The sequence below is a fragment of the Apilactobacillus bombintestini genome, from assembly GCF_003627035.1.
GTDB lineage: Bacteria > Bacillota > Bacilli > Lactobacillales > Lactobacillaceae > Apilactobacillus > Apilactobacillus bombintestini.
Genome location: NZ_CP032626.1, coordinates 37,096 through 58,043, shown reverse-complemented (window position 1 = coordinate 58,043; position 20,948 = coordinate 37,096). Strand labels below are relative to the sequence as shown.

Sequence of the window (20,948 nt, the reverse complement as noted above, 5' to 3'; positions counted from 1 at the left end):
TGGAAATAAGGATTAAAGGAATATGCGTATGAAGATGATGGATAAAAAAACAGTATTCTCACTTATAATGTTGATTTTAGGTGTGGCTCTTGAATTATTTGCTATTTGGGGAAATGGCTTATTATCTAATACATGGTCAGCTGTCATTAAAATAGTTTCTTCTATAGTTATCTTGATGTCAGTATATGGAATCATTAAATAAAAACACCTCGTTAGGTTAACTAGCGAGGTGAATTTTTTTATTTAGTTAGTAATAGTATCTTTGAAGTTCATGCCATATTTTTTAGCGACATGATCCCATACATGTTTGATGTGAGGGATGGCATCTTCGGGCATGAAACCATCTACTATTAAGTAGAAATCTTTTCCGTTAAATGGATTTCCATCATGAAGTACGGTAGTCATTCTATCAATTAATATCTTCATGTAGGCGGTCATAGATGACCAATATACGGGAGTTCCAATAATAATAGTATCTGCGGATTGTACTTGTGATAAAACTTCGTCGAATTGATCATTTTCACGGTTTTCTTGTCCTAGTGGGTAAATTAAGTAATCCACTAAATTAACTGTACGGTATTCATCGGTAGTGACTCTAGAAACTAAGTCGCTAGTTAGGCCGTTCTTGTCCTTGCTGCAATTAATAAATAGTGTAGTCATTAAAAACACTCCTTATCTTAAGTTTATGTATATTGTAGACGTTGGAGTTAACTTTAAGGCAAGAGGTTAGTTTAAAGATACAAAAAAAGACATCGCCTAAGCGATGTCTTTTATATATGATGGGCAGTCAGGGGTTCGAACCCTGGACCCACGGATTAAGAGTCCGTTGCTCTGCCAGCTGAGCTAACTGCCCATATTATCAAATTTGTTGATTAACAACCAACAAATATTATATTACCATGTTGAAGAAGTAAATGCAAGAACTTTTTTAAAATTATTAGATAACTAATAACCGTTCATTGCGTTGCCTCAAATCAACAATATTTATAATAGCATGTAGGGCATTATTTTGACAACCCCTAAATTTAGAAAAATATATGAATTGCAAATTTTTCAACTTTATTGCAGATGGCTAACATTTAGAAAAGGAACCTGCATGCGTGTTATAATAGAAAGTAATTAGTGGAAGTATATAAAATTTAAATTGATCAGTGCCGCAGAGTACTGACAGTCCGCTAATTTAATAAAGCAAAACAATAATTCCTTCTAAGGAGAATGAATATATTATGGCAAAAATTTTAGTAGTAGATGACGAAAAACCGATTACAGATATTGAAAAATTTAACCTAGAAAAAGAAGGCTACGAAGTAGTTGTAGCTTACGATGGAGAAGAAGCTCTACAAAAAGTAGAAGAAGAAAATCCTAACCTAATTATTCTAGATTTAATGTTACCTAAAGTAGACGGTCTAGAAGTAGCTCGTGAAGTAAGAAAGACTCACGATATGCCTATCATTATGGTAACTGCTAAAGACTCTGAATTAGACAAAGTATTGGGTCTAGAACTAGGTGCTGATGACTACGTTACTAAACCATTTTCTAACCGTGAATTAGTAGCACGTGTAAAGGCTAACTTACGTCGTCAAAACAGCAACGAAAATAGCCAAAATTCTGCAGATAGTGAAAGCAAAGACATCGCTATCGGTGATTTAGTAATTCATCCAGATGCTTACACAGTTACTAAGAGCGGGGAAAATATTGAATTAACTCACCGTGAATTCGAATTACTACATTATCTAGCTCAACACATCGGCCAAGTTATGACTCGTGAACACTTATTACAAACTGTTTGGGGTTATGACTACTTTGGTGATGTTAGAACTGTGGACGTTACCGTACGTCGTTTAAGAGAAAAGATCGAAGATAACCCTAGCCACCCAATGTGGTTAGTTACTAGACGTGGGGTAGGGTACTACCTACGTAATTCTGAACAAGAATAAACATAATAACAATTATGGACTAAGGAGCATTTGACGGTGAATAGCAAGATTAAGTATTTCCAATCGATTCATTTTAAAATCGCGTTAGTTTTAGTGCTAATTTTATTAGTTACCTTGGAAATTGTGGGTGCCGTTTTCGTTAACCAATTGGAAAACAAAAACGTGGCTTCATTTAAAAAGCAGGTCCAAGTACCTACTTATGTTAATACCACTTTAACCAATGAACTTTCTGCATCTAACTCCAGTAAAGCTAATATTCGCATTAAATCTTTACTTTCTAATATTGATAGTAATAACTACACCGAAATTCAAGTAGTAGATGCTAAAAACACCATTCGTGGAACCAACGAAGTGGGAGATCAAAACTCAGTCGGCCAAAAGAACTTCCGTGCTGATATTAAGAACGCTATTCTTAACCGCCGTTCATCTAGTTCCATTACTACTGATTCCAAAGATAATTCCCGTTACTATACTGTTATTACGCCATTAGTACGTAGTGACAATAACGAACTAGTGGGGGTTATTTACATACATGCTAATTTGAACCCGGTATATAGTGAAATTAATCAAATCACTATTATATATGTTATTGCTGCCGTAATTGCTATCTTGGCAGGGGTATTGATTTCTATCGTTATTTCTAAGGCCATTACTAAGCCTATCGACGAAATGAAGAAACAAACCTTACAAATTGCCCGTGGAGATTATTCTGGACAAGTTCACGTATATGGACGTGATGAATTAGGCCAACTAGCTAACGCGGTAAATAATTTATCAGTAAAAGTGGAAGAATCACAAGAATCCACTGAATCCGAACGACAACGACTAGATTCCGTTTTGACCAACATGACCGACGGAGTTATTGCCACAGACCGTCGTGGATATGTCATCATCATGAATGATGAAGCTGGTAGTTTCCTAGATATTGATGAAAAAGAAGCTATCGGAACTTCTATTCTAGATATTTTAGACATTAGAAAAGAATACAGTTTACGTGACTTAATGGAAAACCCTGATGAAACTATCGTGGACCGTTCTGACGAAGACCATGATTTGATTTTGCATGCTCATTTCTCATTAATTCAACGTGATTCTGGCTTCGTTTCTGGTCTAGTTTGTGTGCTACATGATGTTACTGAACAACAAAAGATTGATAATGATCGTAAACAATTCGTATCTAACGTTTCTCATGAATTAAGAACTCCATTAACCAGTGTGCATTCTTACATCGAAGCTCTACAAGATGGTGCTTGGAAAGATGAAACCATTGCACCTAAGTTCTTAAAAGTTACACAAGATGAAACCGACCGTATGATTAGAATGATTAATGATCTATTAACCTTATCTCGTATGGATTCCGGTACACAAAAGATTGATAAAGAATTAGTAAATATCAAAGAACTATTCAATTACATCTTGGATCGTTTCGATATGATTATTAATTCTGACGGCACTACCGAAGCTAACCCTAATAAACCGGACAAAGACTATCGTATTGAACGTCACTTTACTAAGTCTGATTTATGGGTAGAAGTAGATACTGACCGTTTCACTCAAGTTATTGATAATTTAATGAATAATGCGATTAAGTATTCTCCTGATGGGGGAGTTATCGTTTGTTCACTATACAAGACTAAAAACAACGTTATTTTAAGTGTTAGAGACCAAGGATTAGGAATTCCTAGAAGTTCTATTCCACACATTTTCGATCGTTTCTATCGTGTAGATAAAGCCCGTTCTCGTGCCCAAGGTGGTACTGGTTTAGGTTTAGCTATTTCTAAAGAAGTTATTCAAGCATTGGGTGGCAGAATTTGGGTAGAAAGTACCGAAAACCGTGGATCTACTTTCTACATTTCTCTACCATACGAACCAATAGAGGAGGACTTATGGGATGAAGATTAAGTATTACATTTTACCTTCCTTACTTGCGATTGCAGTTTTAATTAGTATCTGGTTGTCATCATCCATTTGGACTAATCCTGCTCATTATCAAAGAACGCAAGGTGAATCTAATCCTACAACGCAAGTGGATACTAAACCTATTTCTTCCGTTTATGCACCTACCCAAGTGCTAGAAACCAAAGAAAGTGGTAAGCAATACATGTTAACTAACGAATCTGTTAACTTGATTACTGCTATTGGTCAACAAATGCATGGATACAAAGATGCGCAATTCAAACAACAACACAGTGGAGATAAAAATGCCTACATGCGTGTTTTACGTATGCATAATTCCATTATGTTAAATTATCCTAGCGAAATTAACTTAAAAATCGTTAGTGACTTTGTAAATTCAGCATTTGATAAATTACCTAACGTAACTATTAACCGCATCGTAATTCCATTTAACGATGATAATAATATTTATGTATTAGGAGATAAAAACTACAAGATTTATCGCATTCATGTAAAAGACACTAATACTGACGGTATCGAAGGCGTTATTAATAAAAACGTTCGTCGTTTACCTGCTAGCGTGAAAATGCTTAGTGGGGTGCCTTTTATCAACTTTAATAAGGGCTTTAAGATGCCTCAGTATGGTTATTTAATCAATAAAACTTCACAAAATTATTATGTAACTCGTTTATTATCTGATACTCAAGATATTAGTGTTAAACGTCACAGAAATTCCACCGTTTATAATGATGAAAATTCTCGTCAAATTTCCTTTAATAACGATGGTGAAGTAAATTACTATGACAGTCATCCAGGTGCTATTTCCACCAACATGACCCAATTTTTATCTAACTCATACAAAAACATTTCCAATATTATGTCTAGTGAAAGTCTAGCTAATATTCGTTATTTCGACTACAGCAACAAGAATTCTATGGTAGTTTACAGAAACTACGTGGAAGGTTTTCCTATCTTTGATCAAACCTCTTATGGTGCTGTACAAATGAAGTTAGTAGATAATACTTCATTAAAATACAATTTCTCACTCAATAATCTACAAATCCCGGTACCTACTGGTAGACCGGATGTGAAGTTGGAAAATACTGACCAAGTAATTAATAAACTTAAAGCGCGCGGTTATCAAACCAACAAAATTCGTGATATCGAATTAGGATATCAATGGACTAACACTAAGTCTTCCGATATTTTAATCACGTTAGAACCTACTTGGTTTGTAAACTATAACGGTAAATTTATGAATTATAACCAAATGCTATTAAAACATGCCTGATGGAGTAGGGAGGAAAACTTATGGACTTTAAAAAAATTCAAATTATCTTTTTAGCCATTTTCGTGATTATTGATATCTTTTTGTTCTCTTTGTTTCATCAAAACTCTAATTTGCAAACTGAAAACAATAGCAAAGGTAGCGACGCGGAAATTATCAAGGAACTACCTAATGATCAAATTAACGTAGAACCTAAGTTATCTACTAAAAATCAGACTGGTTATTATTTATCTGCCGTTTACGACAATACTTTGCAAAATGATAAGTCACAATTGCGTAATCAAAAGACTACTTATGCTAACAATACTTTACGTAGTACTTTTAAACGTCCCATTGGTTTATACTCCAGTGACTATGAATCTATTTTAGATAAGTTAATGAAGAAGAAAACTTTTATTGCGCATGGGGATGAATATGAATATAGTTCTGATTTATCTACCAAAGATAGTGTAGTGTACGTACAAACTACCGATGAAGGAAATCTATATGGTGCCCATCACGGTCAAATTACGTTCTATATCAACAGTGACCACTTGTTAGTGGGTTACACCCAAAGTTATATGAACGACGTAAGTATCCTACGTGAAAAATCAGATATTATTTCACCCGCTAAAGCGCTAGTTTGGTTATATCAATACAACGAAATTCCTGATAACTCTAAGGTTAAATGGGTTAAATTGTATTACACTCAATTACTATCCATTAAAAACAATGTGGTATTAATTCCTACTTGGTTAATTGGTTATAAATCTGATGATTCATCCGATTTAACTATTAAACGAATTAATGCCTTTAATGGAGCTATTTTGAGTGGCAGTGGATCCGCTAAAGATTCTGCTGATAATAGTGCGAACAACAATTAGAAATGAGGAGTAACATGCACAACGATTCGGATGATATGAAGATTAGTGTTTTATCCAGTGGTAGTGGGGGAAACTGTACTTATATCGAAACGAACCAACACCACATTTTGTTAGATGCTGGATTAAGTGGCGTGCGTATTGAACGTTTAATGACCTCGATTAATCGCAGTATGAAAGATGTCGATATGTTATTGGTTAGCCATGAACATACTGATCATAGTAAGGGAGTCGGAGTGCTAGCACGCCGTTATCCTAAAATTAACGTTTATGCGAACCAAAAGACTTGGGATGCGATGCATGAAACTATCGGTGAAGTACCGTTAGCGCAAAAAAATATCTTTCCCGCTAATATGACTATGAGTTTTGGCGACATTGATATTGAAAGCTTTGCGGTTTCTCATGATGCCGCCCAAGCGCAATTTTATAATTTCCACCACAACGGCAAAAGCTTTGTGGTAGTGACTGATACCGGATATCTTTCTGATCATATTTTAGGCATTATTAGAAATGCTAATGCTTATGTATTGGAATGTAACCATGACGTGGAAATGCTACGTAGTGGGGAATATCCATGGCCACTAAAACAACGTATTTTAAGTGACGAAGGACATTTATCCAACGAAGAAGGTGCCAATTCATTAATTGAATGTATTGGTAACAACACGGAAAAAGTCTTTATCGGTCACCGTAGTCATCACAATAATGTAAAAGAACTAGCCCATCTAACCGTAGCTTCTATGCTCGAAGAACATGATTTTGCGGTCGGGACTGATTTTGATTTATTAGATACCGATGTAGAAAAAGCTTCGAAATTGTTTAAACTTTAGCTTTTTTTCAAATATTGGTTATAATGGTTAATAATTAATTTAGTAGGGGGAAGACCTTATGAAAAAAAGTAATCTTTTTATACTTAAAGTAGGTGTAACTGCTTTAGTAGCTGGACTACTAGGTGGTGCCGTGGCTTACGGCGGTATTACTTGGTTCCAAGATTCCGGCATTAACGTTGCCGTACCAGGTGGCTCTAATTTAGGTGGCACCGCTAGTACCTCTAATTTAAAAGTTAATGTAGAATCACAATCTGAAAAGGCATATAACACCGTTAAAGATTCTGTCGTTTCTGTCATTAACCTAAAGAGCAATACTAGTAGCTCTAATCCATTTGATGCTTTATTAGGTAAACAAAGTTCCGGTAAACTGGAAGCTAACAGTGAAGGTTCCGGAGTTATTTACAAGAAGAGTGGCGACGCTGCATACGTCGTTACTAACAACCACGTGGTAGCAGGGGCTTCTGCTCTACAAATTCTTTTAAGTAACGGTCGTCAATTGGAAGCTAAATTGGTAGGTAGAGATGCCGTAACCGACTTAGCTGTTTTAAAGATTAACGGCGGATCCATTAAATCAGTGGCATCCTTTGGTGATTCTGACAATATTAAAGTAGGAGAAACTTCTCTAGCTATTGGTTCACCACTAGGTTCTGCTTACGCTTCTTCACTAACACAAGGAATTATTTCCGCTAAGAAACGTGAAGTACCTTTGACTGGTTCTAACGGTCAATCTACTGGAAACACTGCCACTGTAATTCAAACTGATACTGCTATTAACCCTGGTAACTCAGGAGGTCCACTAATTAACTTAGCCGGCCAAGTAATTGGTATTAACTCCATGAAATTGGCTTCTGATGGCCAAGGAACTAACGTGGAAGGTATCGGTTTTGCTATTCCAAGTAATGAAGTTACAAGAATTATTAACCAATTAGTTAAAAACGGAAAAATCGAACGTCCAGCTCTAGGTATTCAATACTTAGACCTAGCTAACATTGCGGTTAGTCAACAAAAATCTGTCTTGAAATTACCTTCTTCAGTACAAAATGGGGTAGTGGTTTACAAGACTACTCCTGGTGCACCTGCAGCTAACGCCGGATTGAAGAAATACGACGTTATCGTAGGCCTAGCTGGTAAGAAGATTTCTAGCCAAGACGAAATTAAAGGTATTTTATACAGCCAAAAAGTAGGATCTACTATTAGCGTTAAATACTACCGTAATGGTCAACTAAAGACTGGTCATATCAAACTATCAGAAAACACTAGTCAATTAAAAATAACTGACTAAAAGAAAATAAACAGCCCGTTCATAAATGTGCGAGTTGTTTATTTTTTAAAAATTTTTTGAAAAAATTTTCCCTATGAAAACGGTGTCATTACGGCGGTTGACGAAATGTAAGCGATTTTAGGGGGTTGCTTTTCATTCTGAATAGTTGTATAAAATAAATATAACGAAATCTAAGAAAAAACAGATTTAAAAGTAAAGGAGTTTTTCATTATCACTATTTTTGGATTTAGTGTATGGACAATGCTATTATTCATTCCAGTAGGTATCGTTGCCGGTATCTTAAGTACTGTTACTGGATTAGCTTCACTTGCTTCATACCCAGCATTATTATATTGGGGTGCTTTAAACCCTATCTCAGCAAATATCACTAACACTTCTGCACTACTATTTAACGTAGTTAGTTCAGGACTTTCTTCCAAACGTGAACTAGATGGTCACTGGAAGGAATTATTCAAGGTTATGACTATCATCTTCTTTGGTGGTATCGTCGGAGTTATTCTATTAACTTACCTACCTTCAAAAGATTTTGAATATGCAGTTCCTGTATTTATTGCTGCTGCTGGTATTGGTATTTTACTTCCAAGTAAAGAAAAGAAGGAAGTGCCAAAAGTAGACATCGATGATAAAATCGGTAAGACAAAGATGCTTGCTGATATGGGAATGATTGTATTATTCTTCATAATTGGTATTTACGGAAGTTACTTTGGTGCAGCTGCTGGTGTTATTTTATTAGCTGTATTATCCAGAACTAGTAAAGATCCTTTCCCTGTTTACAATGCTATAAGAAATGTTGCTATGGGTTCAGCTAACGTTATCGGTACCATCCTATATTCATTCAAGTATGGTCAACACGGTAATACTCATATTTACTGGGCATTAGCTATTCCTCTAGGCATTGGTTTCTTAATTGGTGGTTACGTAGGTCCTAAGATGGTTCGTGTATTACCAGTTAAATTAATTAAGATTGTTACTGGTATCTTAGCTTTATACTTAGCTTATACACAATTTGTTTCTGCTTACGGAATTCACTTATTCTACTTCTTTTAAAATTTAAGAATACCCTCTTAGACATCTGCGATGATTCGCAGGTGTCTTTTTTATTTGGACGATTTTATAAAAATGTTAAAATAAAAAAAGACATTTTAATTTTACATAAGGGGAGAAATGTTATCACTATTTTAGGATTTAGTATTTGGACTTTATTACTATTTGTCCCAGTGGGAATTATTGCTGGAATTTTAGGAACAGTTACTGGTTTAGCTTCACTAGCTTCCTATCCAGCGCTATTGTACTTAGCTGGTTTGCCAGCGGTTTCTGCTAACGTAGTTAATAAAGCATCATTAATGTTTAACGCCATTGGTTCTTGTGTTTCATCGACTCGTGAATTACATGGCCATTGGAAAGAATTAGGAAAGATTATGTTAGCTATCTTTTTCGGGGGTATTTCAGGTGCGATTTTGCTAACCACATTACCTTCATCTAGTTTTACTCACATCGTGCCTGTCTTTATTGCCTTTGGTGGTATTATGATTTTACTACCTTCTAAAAAGGCGGAAAGTAAAACTAATGTCGAAACTGATTTTGATCCCGAAGAAAATACTCATAAAGTACGTACGGGTCTAAAGACCGTGGGTATCATAGTATTAACTTACTTAATTGGTGCTTACAGTGGTTACTTCGGTGCCGCATCTGGTATCTTACTATTGGTATTATTGAACCGTACTACACAAGATGAATATGTAGTAAACAATGCTCTTCGTAATGTAGCCATGGGAGCTGCCAACATCGTAGCTACTATTTACTATGCATTCTATGCTCATGTGATATGGGTTATGGTATTGCCTTTAGGAATTGGCTTTTTAATTGGTGGATACATAGGACCTAAGATTGTACGAGTACTGCCTGTGAAGTTTATTCGTATTTTAACTGGTATTTTAGCCTTAATCTTGGCTTACACTCAATTTGCATCCGCATATAATATTCATTTATTTTAAATAATAACCGTCGATTTATTAAGTTAAATCGGCGGTTTTTGTTTATTTATCAATATTTACTTTTATAAATTTTTGTTGGTCAAAATCGTATAAGCCTTGATCGGTTAGTTTCAAAGTAGGAATAACCGGTAAAGTTAAAAATGACAACGTAATGAAAGGATCAAAGTCGATAGGTTCACTAATTTGTTGGTAGGCTTCACTAATAGCTTCTAATTGATGACTAGCAATGGACCAAGGTTGATTCGACATTAATCCAGCGATAGGTAGTGGCATAGTGGCTAACGTTTTTTCTTCGTCTACGACGGCAATTCCGCCGTGTGATTTAGTGACTTCGTCGATAGCACGATAAATGGCATCGGCGGAGGTTCCCACGGCCACAATGTTATGTGAATCGTGTGCGATGGTAGTAGCCACAGCACCGTGTTTAATCTTAAAGCCATGTACTAATGATAATCCGTAAGTACCTAAATTATGATGACGTTCTACATCTACCATTAATAAAATATCTTGTTTTAAGTCAGTGACAAAATAACCGTCTTTAACAGGGACGTGTTTCTTTAAGTGGATAGTTTCAATATGATTAGGAATAACGCCCATAACGTGGCAAAAATCGTGCTCTAAGGGCAAACGTAAGTCTTGTGGGTGAATGTTTTGATGCACTCCGCCAGCAGCAAAGGGAAGTGGTTTAGTGGCAAAATCAATATCATCAATTACTTTCCCGTGCTTAATAACTTGCGTGACGTTGACTTTATCTAAATCACGGATGAAAACTATATCAGCTTGATATCCTTCCTTAATAGCACCTAATTGGTTTAAATGGTGAGCTTGCGCTGCATTGTAAGAAGCCATTTGATAAGCAGTCAGTGCATCGATACCGTTTTGGATAGCTAATTGAATATTGAAATTGATGCTACCTTCTTTGACGATAGTAGAAATTAATTTATCGTCAGTGCAAAACGAAAAACGAGAACTATTGCTATCGTTAACGGCAGCGATGGTGTTTTGTAAATCACGTTCGACAGTACCTTCGCGTAAAAAGACGTTCATACCCACTGCAAGGCGGTCTTGCATCTGGGCTAGGCTAGTGGATTCATGATCAGTAGTAATGCCGTTGTAGAGGTATTCTTTTAATTGTGAGGCATTTAGTCCAGCACCGTGACCGTCCACGATACCGTGATGTGCGATGGCATCATTAATTTTGTCCATCATGTCGGCATTATGGTTATGTACAGCGGGATAATCCATGACTTCGGCTAAGCCGACGGTAGTTGGTTCGTCATAGAGAGGATGTAAATCTTGGGCGGTTAAAGTGGCGCCGTTATGTTCGAAATCCGTAGCAGGGACGGAAGATGGCAATTTAACTAGCACTTCTAATGGTGATTGTTTAGCGTCATTCATCATATATTTAATGCCTGCTACCCCACAGACGTTAGCAATTTCGTGCGGATCGACTACGATGGTAGTGACTCCCATAGGAATTATCACTTTACCTAATTCGGAAGGTGTCACCATAGAACTTTCAATATGTACATGGGCATCGATGAAGCCAGGAGCTAAATATTGTTGATGAGCATCAATAATTTGTTTAGCGGAATAAGGTAGCTGATTACCTAATGCAATTACCTTTCCTTTATCAATATAGACATTAGTTTTTAAAATTTTTTTATTAATTACGTCTAAAATTTGGCCATTTTGAATAATTAAGTCGATAGTTTGCATTTCCTCACCCCGTAAGTTGATTTTAGCTGTATAAAATTATCGAATATTATGAAACATTAACAATCGTTTGTCAATTGAAATGAAAAGTTCGTGATTTATATGACAACTAAGGCAAAAAAAGGGAATATGTTTCTATTCTTATAACAATAAATGTTTAGTGGTACCTAAAAAAAGTTTAAAAATAGTAGAATTTAGTGTACAATAAGACTGTTCTTAATAAATGAGAAAGGATGAGAACTTTGAGTGAAAACGTTTCACAAAAGAAAAAGGGAATCGTTGAATATGCTAACGGTCCTTCACTAGAAGAAATCAACGGTGGAATTAGTGTTCCAAAAAACTGGGGATTTTGGAAAACATTATTTGCCTACTCCGGTCCTGGTGCATTAGTTGCCGTTGGTTACATGGATCCAGGTAACTGGGCTACATCAATTACTGGGGGTCAAAACTTTGGTTATCTATTAATGTCTGTCATCTTAATCTCAAGTTTGATTGCGATGTTACTACAATACATGGCAGCTAAACTTGGTATTGTGAGTCAGATGGATTTGGCTCAAGCTATTCGTGCTAGAACTACTAGAACTTTAGGTGTAGTTTTATGGATAATGACTGAACTAGCTATTATGGCAACCGATATTGCTGAAGTAATTGGGGGAGCTATTGCGCTTTACCTACTATTCCATATTCCACTAATTATTGCGGTATTTTTAACCGTATTTGATGTTTTGATTTTGCTATTATTAACTAAAGTGGGATTCAGAAAAATCGAAGCTATTGTAGTTTGTTTAATTTTGGTTATTCTACTAGTCTTTGTTTATGAAGTAGTGTTATCACGTCCTGATTGGTTAGGATCTATTAAGGGTCTAGTTCCAACTGGCAAGACATTCTCTAACAGTGAACAAGTTGCGGGTATGACTCCATTATCTGGTGCCTTAGGTATTATCGGTGCAACTGTTATGCCTCATAACTTATACTTACATTCCGCTATTTCACAAACTAGAGCAATTGATCATAACGATGAAGAAGATGTTGCAAGAACTGTCCGTTTCACTACCTGGGATTCTAACATCCAATTAACGTTTGCTTTCTTTGTTAATGCTTTACTATTAATCATGGGTGTTGCCGTATTCAAGACTGGTGCTGTACAAGATAGTTCATTCTTCGGTTTGTTTGATGCTTTAAATAGTACTAAGATGCTATCTAATCCTATTTTAGTTGGTGTTGCTAAGTATGGTGTACTATCTACTTTATTCGCTATTGCTTTATTAGCTTCTGGTCAAAATTCAACTATTACTGGTACTTTAACTGGACAAGTTGTTATGGAAGGTTACGTTCACTTGAAGGTTCCTCTATGGGCACGTCGTTTAATTACCCGTTTAATCTCAGTAGTGCCAGTTATAATTTGTGTATTGTTAACAGCCGGTGAATCCGACATTCAACAACATGCTGCTATTAACGATTTGATTGAAAATTCTCAAATTTTCTTAGCATTCGCACTTCCATTCTCTATGCTTCCATTATTAATGATGACTGATAGTGAAGAAGAAATGGGAAAACGATTTAAGAATACATTATGGGTTAAGATTTTAGGTTGGATTTCTGTATTATTACTAATTTTCTTAAACCTATATAACATGCAAGATGCCGTAGTAGGATTCTTTAGTGATAATCCAACAGCAGCACAAACTGCGATGGCTGGACATATCGCCTTAGTTATTAACATCTTAATTGTGGCTTTACTAGTTTGGACATTAGTGGAACTACACTTAGGTGACAAACGTCTAAAAGCTAGCAAACTAGATAAATAATTCTAATTAATTAGGTTATAACTACAAAGAGAAGGTGTAATATATGGAAAACGTAAATATGGATGTTCACTTTAAAAATATCTTAGTAGCCGTTGATGACTCAAGCGATGCCTTATTAGCATTCAAGTACGCAATTTCACGTGCTAGAGAAGAAGGCGCTAAGTTAACTATTGTTTCCGTTCTCGAAGATGAAGAAATTAACGTCTTTCAATCCCTATCTGGACAATATGTTCATGGTAAGTATGAAGATTTAGAAAATCATTTGAAGGAATACAAGAAAACTGCTGAAGCAGAAGGTGTTACTAACGTTGATGTTATCGCATCTACTGGTGAAGCTGGTGAAACTATCGTAAAAGATGTTATTCCTAAAGTTGATCCAGACTTATTAATCGTAGGTTCTGAATCTAAAAAAGGATTAGCACGTCACTTCGGTAGCCAAGCTGCTTACATGGCTAAATATGCTCCTGTCTCAGTAATGGTAGTTAGATAAAAATATTAATAAGAAAGCCCGCAAGATTAACGCTTGCGAGCTTTTTTATATACATATAAACAATGTATTTGCTTAAAGCGAAAAAGTGTAGTAAGCTACACTTATTATAAATGAGGAGGTACGTGCATGCTATTTGGTGATGATAATTTAGGCATTAAAATCAATATTATTAGTCGATTGTTAGGTGCACGCTTTGATAAAAAGGTAAAGAAAATTTTTCCTGATTTAGCGAATACACAATTTGCGGTAATGAGTTATCTTTTTGATCATAAAGATGAGGTAGTTACGCAAAATCAATTAGCTGCGGCTATGAGATGTAGTCATCCTACTATCAGAAATGTGATTAAACGCATGATTACAAAAAAATTAGTACAAATTGCTCCATCTAGCAGTGATAAACGTAAAGTAGAAGTTTATTTAACCGATTATGGCATGTCACTATTTGCCGAAAAAGAAGATGATGTAGAAAATATGTTATCTGGTAACCAAGATTTTTTAACTAAGGGATTATCAGATGCAGAAGTGCAGTCTTTAAATCGTATGTTAGGTATAGTAGTTAATAATTTGAAAGGAGAATCTGACCGTGGAAAACATTAAAAAACGTAATTTAATGATGGCTGTTATTTTGTTTGGGGCTTTCATGGCGCTTTTAGCAGAAACCTTGTTTAATAATGCATTAACTAATATTATGCATTCATTTAGTATTAACCAATCCACTGTACAATGGTTATCTACTGGATATCTATTGGTAGTAGGGTTAATGATTCCTATTTCTTCATGGGTATTTAATAATTTTAAAACTAAGTACAATTACTTATTTATGATTACATTATTCTTACTAGGATCTGTTATCGGTTGGATGGCACCTAGTTTTGGTATTTTATTAGTAGGTCGTTTAATTCAAGCGATAGCTGCTGGATTATTAATGCCATTTATCCAAAATGTGATTTTATTGTTATTCCCACCTGAAAAACGTGGATTAGCACTAGGAATTACCGGTTTAGTAATTGCCTTAGGACCTACTGTGGGACCTACTTTATCCGGAATTATTCTTCAATACTTTGGTTGGCGTGATTTATTCGCCTTATTAAGTATTATTTCTGCCATAGTTTTAGTGGTAGGCATTTTCTTTACAGAAAACATCAATGAAATTAAGAAATCTAAGTTAGATTTTGTATCTCTATTATTCTCCATAGTCGGTTTTGGTGGTTTGCTATATGCATTTTCTGAAATTGGAAATACTGGACATTTAGATGTATTAATTTCTGTTATTGGCTTAATTGGTATTGCAGCTATTGCTGGATTTGTATACTGTCAAAACCACTTAGATCAACCTATGATTAATATGAGTATTTTCAAAAGCCATAACTTTAACTTAACTACTTTATTGAGTACTTTAAGTAATATCGCTATGGTCGGAATTGAATTAATTATGCCATTATACTTACAAAATTCACGTATGGTTTCAGCATTAGTAGCAGGTTTAGTTATGATGCCTGGAGCTATCTTAATGGGAATCTGCAATCCTATCTCAGGTGGCTTATATGACAAGTTAGGAGTAAGAAAAGTATCTATTTTAGGATTTGCCTTTATTCTAGTGGGTTCTATTCCAATGGTATTTTTCAACGCTTCATCCAACTTAGCCGTAATTATTATTAGTTATGCCCTAAGAATGGTAGGGGTAGCACTAGTTATGATGAATACCTTTACCGATGGAATTAATTCGCTAGATTCTCGTTATGAAACTGATGGAAACGCGGCTTCATCTACTATTAGACAGGTGGGTGGTTCATTAGGAACTGCCGTATCCATGACAGTAATTACTATCTTTGTAAACTTAGCTAGTGCACATGCTACTACAGCTGGCGCACAAATTGCTGGGTACCAAGCTGGTTTCTGGTTAATGCTAGGTATTGCAGTGATAGGATTCGTATTATCATTTAGATTACCTAAAAAAGCTTAAACACATTAATAAAAAAGCCCGCAAGATTAATTCTTGCGAGCTTTTTTGTATACATATAGTTGTGGTTTATGCCGCAGTGTATTGTTGCTTTACGAATTCATAGAACTTCATTGCAGTAATGTAGTAGTAAGGGTAAACGTAAATTCCTGCGATTCCGGCAGTAAGTCCGGATAATAATAACCAACCGATAAAACTTAAGTCCATAACGAAACGACTACCTTTGTAGCCGTCCATCATTTTACGACTTTCGGTGATGGCTTCGAAAATACCAATAGGTTTGCCAGCTAAGAAAGCGTCACGGTAAATATAAACCGCTTGTGAGTATGAATAATTCTTAATAAATCCTGGAATAATGAAAACAATGTACCATAACATGTTAAGAATGGTCTTAACGATAAATAAAGCAATTACGCCCCAGAATAAACGTTGGTTATCAATAAATGATATGGATTTACGTAGGGGTCTTTGTAAGTCATCTTGGTTACGAACTACATCTAAAGTAGTGAAGATGGCTCCCATTAAGAAAATTCCAGAAACAATGGAGAAAATTAATTGACCCACTGTATTGGTGTTGAACACGGTGCTATGCACAAGAGCATTAGCATCTACTTGTTTACCAGTCATCAATGCTTGAAATTGCTCGTTGTTAGTAGGATCCATAGCGGAACTTAAAAGCAAAACAACGATGAATGGGATGAATAAAATGAAAAAGAATCTTTGTTCCTTATGTAGTAGATTTTTGGCGCTTTGTTTAGTATTAAATCTATCAAACATAAAAATAAAACCTCCCTTCAAGCAATATTATACTAGGTTCTTTATGAGAAAGATATTAATAAAGTTTAAAATATTATTATCTAAAAAAACGTCCATCTTTTCGATGAACGTTTTTTATTAATGTTAATTATAGGTTTTTCCAAGTGTCATGACCAATGGATGGGAATAAGTGAACGTTACGTTCAATTTCCATAGGTGTCATATGCATGTTAACAGCAGGGACAATCATATCTACGGCATTATCAGCTTGATCGGAAATTTCAGTAAATCCAACTAAGCGGTGTTGCTTATCGAAGATGTAAGCATTTTGTGCAATAGTTTCTTTGTTGATTTGTCTGAACCAAGCATTTACCATGTCGTGTTTTTCAACAGTGTATTCGTCACTCTTTTCGGCTTCTTCAATAGAAACCCCCATTTGACTAATACGTGGTGAAGTAAATACCACGGATGGAATTGCAGGGAAGTCGATTGGTTGATTGGTTTCACCAGCGAATAAGTGCTTTAGGTATTGTGATTCGAAAGTAGCAGTTGGAGTTAAGTTAGGTTGACCAGTGGCTGCTACGTCACCAGAAGCGTAAATGTTATCTACAGAAGTTTGTAGGTAATCGTTAACTAAAACACCTTTCTTGTCGTCGTATTTAACACCGACATCTTCTAGACCCATGTTGTGAACCATTGGCACACGACCGGAAGCATCTAGAATGTAGTCCACGTCCATAGTCTTACCGCCAGCGTAAGTTACGGTGTATACGTCACCGTTCTTGCTGAAGGAACGTAGATCAGAGTTCTTGATAAAGGTAATGCCTTCATCTTCCATTTCTTTCATTAATAATTGTACGTATGGTTGATGGAATGGACGTAGGGCTTTGTCACCGTGCATGAACATAGTAACGTCAGCACCAGCTTCGTTAGCCATAGTAGCAAATTCCATAGCGATGTATCCAGTACCTACGATAGCCATACGTTTAGGCATAACTTCTAGGTCTAAGAAATCTTTGGAATCATGTGATAATTCACTACCTTCTACATCGACACGATGTGGAGTTAAACCAGTAGCGATAACGATTTTATCAGAAGTTACATGTTCACCATTAATTTCTAGTGTGTGAGCATCAGTGAATTTAGCAAAGCCATGAAGTACATCCATGCCTAAGTCTTTCATAGTAGCTTCACGATCGACTTTAATAGGGTCGATTCCTGCATGCTTGTGTTTTACGTTTTCAGTCCAGTTTAGTTTAGTATCACCTTCAACGATACCCTTCATACGTCTTTGAGTCTTTGCCAAAGTAACGGGTCCGTCTAAAGTAATCTTGGCGTTACAACCCCAGTTAGGGCAAGTACCACCGACAGCGTTAGCTTCTACGAACGCAATTTTAAATCCAAGTTTGCATAAAGTTTTGGCACCGTCGAATGCGGCATGACCAGAACCAATGTAAATTACGTCATAATCAAATTTTGGGTTTTTCATTTTTCAGCCTCCATTTTGGCACAGTGTGTGCCTATACTTTAAATTTACAATATTATAAGTTTTTAAACAATTAAATGCCCCTATATTTCACAAAAAACGCTCCGTAGAATTCTACGGGGCATTTTTATTAATTACTTATTATAGATGTTGCCATGCATCGCTTCCGATAGTAGGGAAGAGATGGACAATCTTGTTAATTTGTTGCTTGTCTAGTTGCAAAGCAATGGCAGGTAAAATGGAATCAATTACGCTGTCTGCTTCAGGTGATACTTCAGTAGCACCGACTAAGTGATGTTGTTTATCGAATACGTAAGCACGTTTTGCGATATGTTCATTAGTGATAGCACGGTACCAATCATGACTCATATCATGTTCTTCAACGGTATATTCATCGCTGTTCTTAGCTTCCTCTACGGAAACACCTACTTGGGCGATACGAGGAGAAGTAAAGACTACGGATGGAATAGCAGGGAATTCAATAGCTTTATCACTAGCACCAGTGAATTGGCTAGTTAAGTATTGAGATTCAAAGATAGCAGTAGGAGTCAACTTAGGTTGACCGGTATCTGCCACGTCACCAGAAGCATAAATGTTATCTACAGAAGTTTGTAGATGATCATTTACTTTAATACCATGAGCATCATACTTAACACCCACTTCGTCTAAACCAATGTTTTCCACATTTGGAATACGACCAGAAGCATCTAGGATGTAATCAGTAAAGATAGGACCATCACTAGTTTCAATAGTGGTCTTGCATTGTTCGTCATGGATTTGTTCAATCTTAGCGTTCTTTATGAAACGAACCCCTTTGTCCTCTAGGTCTTTAACTACAGTGTCTACATATTCATCGTTGAATTGACGTAGTGCACGGTCACCATGCATTAAGATAGTTACTTGTGAACCAGCAGCATTAGCGATAGTAGCAAATTCCATAGCAATGTATCCAGCACCGATAATAGCGATATGCATTGGTAGAGTATCTAGGTTCAAGAAGTCTTTAGAATCATGAGCCATTTCACTACCTTTTACATCGACACGGTGAGGACGTAAACCAGTAGCCACTACGATTTTGTCAGCAGAGTAAGTCTTACCATCTACTTGTACTTCATGAGCAGCAGTTAATTTACCGTAACCATGAATCACGTCGATACCAAAGGCTTTTAATCCACCTTCGATAGCACCGGGTAGACCGTCAATTACCTTATGTTTGTTTAACATATTTTGGGTCCAGTCGATGCTTAAGTTACCTTTAACGATGTTTTTTAATTGCTGTTGAGTTTCTTTTAATTGTACAGGAAGATCTAACGCAATCTTGGCGTTACAACCCCAGTTGGGACAAGTTCCACCGATTTTATCGGCTTCTACTACGGCTACTTTATATCCTTGGGAAGCCAATGGCATAGCACCATCAAAAGTACCATGTCCGGCACCAATATATAAAACGTCATAATCATATTTTTCAGCCATGTGTATCAGTCCTTTTTCATTTATTTAACAACTAATTATACTGTAATCTTCTCGATAGGCTAATTCAAATTATTAGTTCGGGATTATTTTGTACAAGATGTATTGTATCAGAACCGACTCCAATAAGCTATCTAGATGTATCACGAAAGTTTATTAGAAATTACTGATTAAATTCATTAAAAAATAATGTTATATTTACTGCAATCTATAGGGAAATAGCATATAATTGCTTAGTAATTTATAAAGAAATGAACAAACAAGAAAAGGGGATGTTACGATGACACAAAAAGTCGCATTTGTTACAGGTGCCAGCCAAGGTATTGGTAAATCTATCGCGGAAAGATTAGCTAACGATGGTTTCGCAGTTGCGGTGGTAAACCGTACTATTGAAAAGGGTGAAGCCGTAGCTAAGGAAATTAACGATAACGGTGGTAAGGCTATTGCCGTTAAAGCTGACGTTTCTGACCGTGATCAGGTATTTGCTGCAGTAGAAGAAACTGTAAAGCAATTGGGCGATTTAAACGTAGTAATTAATAACGCCGGTGTGGGTCCTACTACTCCTGTAGATACTATTACTCCAGAACAATTTAACACTGTATACAACATCAACGTTGCATCAGTTATCTGGGGAACTCAAGCTGCCAAGGCTAAGTTTGAAGAACTAGGTCATGGTGGAAAAATTATTAATGCTACTTCACAAGCTGGGGTAGTAGGTAATCCTAACCTAACTCTATACAGTGGTACTAAGTTCGCTATCCGTGGTATTACTCAAACTACTGCTCGTGATCTAGCTTCTGCAGGTATTACTGTTAATGCCTTTGCACCTGGTATCGTTAAGACACCTATGATGATGGACATTGCTCATAAAGTGGGTCAAAATGCTGGCAAAGACGATGAATGGGGAATGAAGCAATTCTCTAAAGACATTGCCTTAGAACGCTTGGCTGAACCTGAAGACATTGCTGCCGGAGTAGCATTCCTAGCAGGTAAAGACTCTGACTACATGACTGGTCAAACATTAATTCTAGATGGTGGTATGCAATTCCACTAAAATCATATTTAGATATGAAAAAAGCCATAGAGGAATCTATGGCTTTTTATTATATGTAAGAAAATAAAAGTAGATACTAAAAGAAGCGCACCCCAGTAAGGGATGCGCTTCTTTTCAGTGA

At 36.1% G+C, this 20,948-nt stretch carries 19 protein-coding genes and 1 tRNA gene; 14 read left to right on the top strand and 6 right to left on the bottom strand.

The window, feature by feature from the left end:
- Nucleotides 1-22 precede the first annotated feature (22 nt).
- Nucleotides 23-202, top strand: coding sequence for a hypothetical protein (locus D7I45_RS00260; RefSeq protein ID WP_120783801.1), 180 nt, complete (start codon nt 23-25; stop codon nt 200-202).
- A 41-nt stretch (nt 203-243) separates the two neighbouring features.
- Here D7I45_RS00260 and D7I45_RS00255 read toward each other — a convergent pair whose 3' ends face one another.
- Both D7I45_RS00255 and D7I45_RS00250 read right to left on the bottom strand, forming a co-directional pair.
- On the bottom strand, nt 244-660 hold the full coding sequence (locus D7I45_RS00255; protein ID WP_120783800.1) for a flavodoxin family protein: 417 nt from the start codon (nt 658-660) through the stop codon (nt 244-246).
- Nucleotides 661-780: 120 nt separating this feature from the next.
- Nucleotides 781-853: transfer RNA gene (locus tag D7I45_RS00250), tRNA-Lys, on the bottom strand.
- Between the two features lie 370 nt (nt 854-1,223).
- Here D7I45_RS00250 and yycF point away from each other — a divergent pair.
- The 8 genes from yycF to D7I45_RS00210 all read left to right on the top strand — a co-directional run bounded on the left by yycF (nt 1,224) and on the right by D7I45_RS00210 (nt 10,087).
- Entirely contained in the window at nt 1,224-1,937 is a 714-nt protein-coding gene (gene yycF / locus D7I45_RS00245; RefSeq protein ID WP_120783799.1) for a response regulator YycF, read from the top strand.
- Between the two features lie 36 nt (nt 1,938-1,973).
- Nucleotides 1,974-3,839: a cell wall metabolism sensor histidine kinase WalK gene (walK, locus tag D7I45_RS00240; RefSeq protein WP_120783798.1), complete on the top strand. Its 1,866-nt coding sequence runs from the start codon at nt 1,974-1,976 to the stop codon at nt 3,837-3,839.
- The gene (locus tag D7I45_RS00235; RefSeq protein WP_120783797.1) at nt 3,829-5,124 is read left to right on the top strand and encodes a YycH family regulatory protein; all 1,296 of its coding nucleotides are present in this window, start codon (nt 3,829-3,831) and stop codon (nt 5,122-5,124) included. Before walK ends, D7I45_RS00235 begins: the two co-directional genes overlap by 11 nt.
- Nucleotides 5,125-5,144: 20 nt before the next feature.
- On the top strand, nt 5,145-5,984 hold the full coding sequence (locus tag D7I45_RS00230) for a two-component system regulatory protein YycI (RefSeq protein ID WP_120783796.1): 840 nt from the start codon (nt 5,145-5,147) through the stop codon (nt 5,982-5,984).
- 14 nt (nt 5,985-5,998) lie between these two features.
- Nucleotides 5,999-6,811, top strand: a complete 813-nt coding sequence (locus D7I45_RS00225; protein ID WP_120783795.1) for an MBL fold metallo-hydrolase — start codon at nt 5,999-6,001, stop codon at nt 6,809-6,811.
- Between the two features lie 58 nt (nt 6,812-6,869).
- Nucleotides 6,870-8,093: a S1C family serine protease gene (locus tag D7I45_RS00220; RefSeq protein ID WP_120783794.1), complete on the top strand. Its 1,224-nt coding sequence runs from the start codon at nt 6,870-6,872 to the stop codon at nt 8,091-8,093.
- Nucleotides 8,094-8,333: 240 nt separating this feature from the next.
- Nucleotides 8,334-9,140 carry a sulfite exporter TauE/SafE family protein gene (locus D7I45_RS00215; RefSeq protein ID WP_120783793.1) on the top strand — a complete coding sequence of 269 codons (807 nt, stop codon included), beginning with the start codon at nt 8,334-8,336 and terminating at the stop codon, nt 9,138-9,140.
- Nucleotides 9,141-9,310: 170 nt separating this feature from the next.
- Nucleotides 9,311-10,087, top strand: a complete 777-nt coding sequence (locus tag D7I45_RS00210; protein ID WP_162924044.1) for a sulfite exporter TauE/SafE family protein — start codon at nt 9,311-9,313, stop codon at nt 10,085-10,087.
- Between the two features lie 42 nt (nt 10,088-10,129).
- Here D7I45_RS00210 and ade read toward each other — a convergent pair whose 3' ends face one another.
- The gene (ade, locus tag D7I45_RS00205; RefSeq protein ID WP_120783791.1) at nt 10,130-11,806 is read right to left on the bottom strand and encodes an adenine deaminase; all 1,677 of its coding nucleotides are present in this window, start codon (nt 11,804-11,806) and stop codon (nt 10,130-10,132) included.
- 230 nt (nt 11,807-12,036) lie between these two features.
- On the opposite strand from ade, the gene D7I45_RS00200 reads away from it, so the two are divergent.
- The 4 genes from D7I45_RS00200 (at nt 12,037) to D7I45_RS00185 (ending at nt 16,064) form a co-directional block, all read left to right on the top strand.
- Nucleotides 12,037-13,611 carry an Nramp family divalent metal transporter gene (locus D7I45_RS00200; protein WP_120783790.1) on the top strand — a complete coding sequence of 525 codons (1,575 nt, stop codon included), beginning with the start codon at nt 12,037-12,039 and terminating at the stop codon, nt 13,609-13,611.
- A 58-nt stretch (nt 13,612-13,669) separates the two neighbouring features.
- Nucleotides 13,670-14,101 carry a universal stress protein gene (locus tag D7I45_RS00195; protein WP_120784846.1) on the top strand — a complete coding sequence of 144 codons (432 nt, stop codon included), beginning with the start codon at nt 13,670-13,672 and terminating at the stop codon, nt 14,099-14,101.
- 126 nt (nt 14,102-14,227) lie between these two features.
- A complete protein-coding gene (locus D7I45_RS00190; protein ID WP_120783789.1) occupies nt 14,228-14,698 on the top strand; it encodes a MarR family winged helix-turn-helix transcriptional regulator in 471 nt (156 codons plus the stop codon).
- A complete protein-coding gene (locus D7I45_RS00185; RefSeq protein WP_242446894.1) occupies nt 14,685-16,064 on the top strand; it encodes an MDR family MFS transporter in 1,380 nt (459 codons plus the stop codon). The genes D7I45_RS00190 and D7I45_RS00185 overlap by 14 nt, the downstream gene beginning before the upstream one ends.
- Nucleotides 16,065-16,130: 66 nt before the next feature.
- Here D7I45_RS00185 and D7I45_RS00180 read toward each other — a convergent pair whose 3' ends face one another.
- From D7I45_RS00180 to D7I45_RS00170, 3 genes are all read right to left on the bottom strand, one after another.
- Nucleotides 16,131-16,838: a DUF975 family protein gene (locus D7I45_RS00180; RefSeq protein WP_120783788.1), complete on the bottom strand. Its 708-nt coding sequence runs from the start codon at nt 16,836-16,838 to the stop codon at nt 16,131-16,133.
- A 127-nt stretch (nt 16,839-16,965) separates the two neighbouring features.
- Complete coding sequence (locus D7I45_RS00175; protein WP_120783787.1) at nt 16,966-18,306, bottom strand: dihydrolipoyl dehydrogenase family protein; 1,341 nt, start codon at nt 18,304-18,306, stop codon at nt 16,966-16,968.
- A gap of 138 nt (nt 18,307-18,444) precedes the next feature.
- Nucleotides 18,445-19,776: a dihydrolipoyl dehydrogenase family protein gene (locus D7I45_RS00170; protein ID WP_120783786.1), complete on the bottom strand. Its 1,332-nt coding sequence runs from the start codon at nt 19,774-19,776 to the stop codon at nt 18,445-18,447.
- 277 nt (nt 19,777-20,053) lie between these two features.
- Here D7I45_RS00170 and D7I45_RS00165 point away from each other — a divergent pair, with 277 nt between their 5' ends.
- Nucleotides 20,054-20,827 carry a (S)-acetoin forming diacetyl reductase gene (locus D7I45_RS00165; RefSeq protein ID WP_120783785.1) on the top strand — a complete coding sequence of 258 codons (774 nt, stop codon included), beginning with the start codon at nt 20,054-20,056 and terminating at the stop codon, nt 20,825-20,827.
- Nucleotides 20,828-20,948 lie beyond the last annotated feature (121 nt).

Coding starts and splice junctions, on each gene's coding strand:
- D7I45_RS00190 (WP_120783789.1), top strand. CDS start 14,228: ATGCTATTTGGTGATGATAATTTAGGCATTAAAATCAATATTATTAGT.
- D7I45_RS00235 (WP_120783797.1), top strand. CDS start 3,829: ATGAAGATTAAGTATTACATTTTACCTTCCTTACTTGCGATTGCAGTT.
- D7I45_RS00175 (WP_120783787.1), bottom strand. CDS start 18,306: ATGAAAAACCCAAAATTTGATTATGACGTAATTTACATTGGTTCTGGT.
- D7I45_RS00170 (WP_120783786.1), bottom strand. CDS start 19,776: ATGGCTGAAAAATATGATTATGACGTTTTATATATTGGTGCCGGACAT.
- D7I45_RS00195 (WP_120784846.1), top strand. CDS start 13,670: ATGGATGTTCACTTTAAAAATATCTTAGTAGCCGTTGATGACTCAAGC.
- D7I45_RS00230 (WP_120783796.1), top strand. CDS start 5,145: ATGGACTTTAAAAAAATTCAAATTATCTTTTTAGCCATTTTCGTGATT.
- D7I45_RS00215 (WP_120783793.1), top strand. CDS start 8,334: ATGCTATTATTCATTCCAGTAGGTATCGTTGCCGGTATCTTAAGTACT.
- ade (WP_120783791.1), bottom strand. CDS start 11,806: ATGCAAACTATCGACTTAATTATTCAAAATGGCCAAATTTTAGACGTA.
- D7I45_RS00180 (WP_120783788.1), bottom strand. CDS start 16,838: ATGTTTGATAGATTTAATACTAAACAAAGCGCCAAAAATCTACTACAT.
- D7I45_RS00225 (WP_120783795.1), top strand. CDS start 5,999: ATGCACAACGATTCGGATGATATGAAGATTAGTGTTTTATCCAGTGGT.
- D7I45_RS00220 (WP_120783794.1), top strand. CDS start 6,870: ATGAAAAAAAGTAATCTTTTTATACTTAAAGTAGGTGTAACTGCTTTA.
- D7I45_RS00200 (WP_120783790.1), top strand. CDS start 12,037: ATGAGAACTTTGAGTGAAAACGTTTCACAAAAGAAAAAGGGAATCGTT.
- D7I45_RS00260 (WP_120783801.1), top strand. CDS start 23: ATGCGTATGAAGATGATGGATAAAAAAACAGTATTCTCACTTATAATG.
- D7I45_RS00255 (WP_120783800.1), bottom strand. CDS start 660: ATGACTACACTATTTATTAATTGCAGCAAGGACAAGAACGGCCTAACT.
- D7I45_RS00165 (WP_120783785.1), top strand. CDS start 20,054: ATGACACAAAAAGTCGCATTTGTTACAGGTGCCAGCCAAGGTATTGGT.